The sequence below is a fragment of the Formosa sejongensis genome (assembly GCF_033447105.1).
Taxonomy (GTDB): domain Bacteria; phylum Bacteroidota; class Bacteroidia; order Flavobacteriales; family Flavobacteriaceae; genus Formosa.
Window position 1 is genome coordinate 1 of sequence record NZ_JAWQUN010000046.1, and the last position, 3,110, is coordinate 3,110.

Below are 3,110 nucleotides of genomic sequence, written 5' to 3' on the forward strand. Positions count from 1 at the left end.
AGGTAAACCCCCTGCAAATAATTATATGCAAGGGGTTCTATTTTGAAAAAACACAAAAATTAATGGTTAAACCAGTAAAATGGTTAAAATTAGTGCGCCTTAATTTTATTTAGGACAGGATTGTTAAAATATTTATTTTATAGGATGCTTTTAATCGCTTCAACCATTTTTGAAGCTCTAGTCTTAACTTCGGCTTCAGTCCAAGATAATTTTATTAGGCAGGAAATATTTCTTCCAATATAATGATCTGATTGTTCGAAAGATTTAGTTTCTAAAGCGCTTAATCCTTCTTTAATTTGAGGGGCAATTGGGAATAGACTTTTAGCCTCTTTTAAATGTTCCCATTTTCTAACATAATGCCAACTGTTATTATAATAATGAAAACAACCATCAATACCTGCTTCTTTTAAAGCAGCAATAGCCAAAGTAGAGGTTTCTAAATCTGGCAGGAAGAAACTTAAAAAAGAATAATTTTCTTCGCCACCTTCAGGGATTGTTCTAAATGTAAGTTCAGAAATGGTACTTAATGCATCTTTTAAAATAGTGTAATGCTTTTTCTGAATTGCAATAAAATCATTTAAACGTCTAACCTGTGCTAAGCCAACAGCGGCATGAAGTTCAGAAATTCTAAAGTTATATCCTAAAAACGGATGACTTTCAGCACCACGATCTGTACCCACATGATCGTGACCATGATCGCTATAGTGATCTGCCCACGTTGCATACTCGTCGTTATTAGTTATAATAGCTCCACCTTCTCCAGCGGTAATTGTTTTTACAAAATCGAACGAAAAACACCCCACATCGCCGTAGCTTCCTAGAGGTTTACCTTCGTAAGTTCCTCCAATCGCCTGACAAGCGTCTTCAATTAATTTTAGATTATGAGTCTCACAAATCTGTTTTAAGTCTTTTAAACGTGCCATACCGCCGCACATATGCACAGGCATAATTGCTTTTGTTTTAGGAGTAATTGCGTTCTTAACGGCCAGAATATCTAAAGTTAAAGTATCATCAATATCTACAAGTATGGGAATCGCACCAAGCATTAAAACAGCTTCAAAACTAGCAACAAAAGTAAATGTTGGCAGTATAACTTCGTCGCCAGCACCAACACCAGCAATAGCTAAAGCCACAGAAACAGCTGCAGTACCACTAGAAACTAATTGAGCATGCTTAACTTGCATTTGCGTTTGTAATTCAGTTTCTAATTCTTTAGCTTTCCAATGATTGTTCCGCATATTGTCGAAACCATATCGCATTAAAATTCCGCTTTCAAGTACATCGTGTACTTCCTTTTGTTCAGCACTTCCAAAAAGTTCAAATCCAGGCATGAGGTATATTTAAAATTGATTCCAAATTTACGATTAAACAAAGGAATAAAAAAGGTGATAAAAGAAGATTCCTTGTCTTTTTGTTATTACAAATGAATGATTGTATCGGTAACAGATTTTCTTACTTTTTTAAGTTCAGAAAACATATCATCTTCAGCACGATAACCAATAGGAAGCACTAAAACGGACTGTAATCCTCTTTCGGCTAATTTTAAAATACGATCATATTCTGAAGGAATAAAACCCTCCATAGGGCATGCATCAATATTTTCAAGGGCACAAACGGTTAGCATATTCCCTAAAGCAAGATAAGCCTGTTTCGTTGCCCAATTTTCGATTTGGATTTGCTCCTTGCTTTCAAAATCTGAAATTAAAAATTCTTTAAAAGGTTTTAAAACGTGCTCTGGCGTATCGCGAATAGCTTGCACACGATTAAAATAATTTTCGACAAATACATTATCTATAGTCGTTTCTATACAAAACACTAAAACATGAGAGGCTTGTACAACTTGTTTCTGGTTCATGGATGCTTCCACTAATTCTTGTTGCATCGTTTTATTCTTAATCACCACCAATTTTACAGGCTGTAAACCATAAGAGGTCGCTGTTAAATTGAAGGCTTCTAACAGTACGTGTAGTTTATCCTCTTCAATTAAGCGCGTATTATCGAATTTTTTTGTGGCATATCGCCATTGCAACTGTTTAATAATATCCATACATTGATTTAATAGGCTCCAAAAATAGGATTTGAAACCGACTTTACTTCATATAATTCTAAATTATTGCTGTAAACAACTGTAATGTCGAAAAAAAGTAAGAAGAAAAACAGAACATAATGATTTGAATTTGAATTTATTAGATTTTTTATGAAAAAATATTTGAAATTTTATTAATTTTTATTTGAAAAGAACGAAAAAGGATACTATATTTGCACCCGCATTCAGGGAACACCTGATGAGGCACTCAAGGAGAATTGGCAGAGTGGTCGAATGCGGCAGTCTTGAAAACTGTTGAGGGTTACACCTCCGGGGGTTCGAATCCCTCATTCTCCGCTGAAAAGCCCCGTAACACTAGTGTTTACGGGGCTTTGTTTTTTTCGTTGCCAATTTCGTTGCCACAAATATGGATTATAAGGTATGTTTTTTTATTTTTTTTCTTCCAATTTCAAATATTTACGTCTAATACAACCAATTCTTAAGGTATATTTTTACCCAAATAGATAAAAATATTTACGCGGATTAAAGTTTTTTATCCTTTCAAAACAAAAAAATAATTCTGAATAACACTTTTATCAAACTTTTCTAATCACTTCGGAATAGAAATAAGGAATTTATAATTAATAAAAAGTCAAATTAAACTTTCAACATTGAATTTAAAAACTGACCATTACAAATAAGAAATCTTTTTACCCCTTATTAAGATTATCTAGTTTAAATATACTTCGATTCAGTCCGATAAATATTTTGTCCATTGCCGGTTTTCTCTCTGCTTCAGTGAGATTGGTTTTATCTAAGAACATTTTCTTGATTGCCTTTTCTCGACTTAAATACTTGTACTCTCTATTTAAAGGTAAAACCGGATCAAGCACAAAAGTTGTGTGTGTAAATTGAAATAAGATTGCGATTTTTGTAAAAAAAACTCAAATTGGATAATTACGGATCAAGCACAAAAGTTGTGTGTGTGAATTGAAATAAGATCGCGATTTTTGTAAAAAAAACTCAAATTGGATAATTACCTAGAATTACTAAAACTCATACTTCCTGAGTTTCTCGTCAATCA

At 33.2% G+C, this 3,110-nt stretch carries 2 protein-coding genes and 1 tRNA gene; 1 reads left to right on the forward strand and 2 read right to left on the reverse strand.

Annotation, left to right across the window (positions count from 1 at the left end; genetic code table 11):
* Positions 1-137: 137 nt before the first annotated feature.
* Together R6X41_RS19625 and R6X41_RS19630 are read right to left on the reverse strand one after the other, a co-directional pair.
* A complete protein-coding gene (locus R6X41_RS19625; protein WP_318502054.1) occupies positions 138-1,331 on the reverse strand; it encodes a DegT/DnrJ/EryC1/StrS family aminotransferase in 1,194 nt (397 codons plus the stop codon).
* A gap of 86 nt (positions 1,332-1,417) precedes the next feature.
* Entirely contained in the window at positions 1,418-2,047 is a 630-nt protein-coding gene (locus tag R6X41_RS19630; protein ID WP_318502055.1) for an NAD(P)H-dependent oxidoreductase, read from the reverse strand.
* Positions 2,048-2,298: 251 nt separating this feature from the next.
* Here R6X41_RS19630 and R6X41_RS19635 point away from each other — a divergent pair.
* Positions 2,299-2,383: transfer RNA gene (locus tag R6X41_RS19635), tRNA-Ser, on the forward strand.
* Positions 2,384-3,110 lie beyond the last annotated feature (727 nt).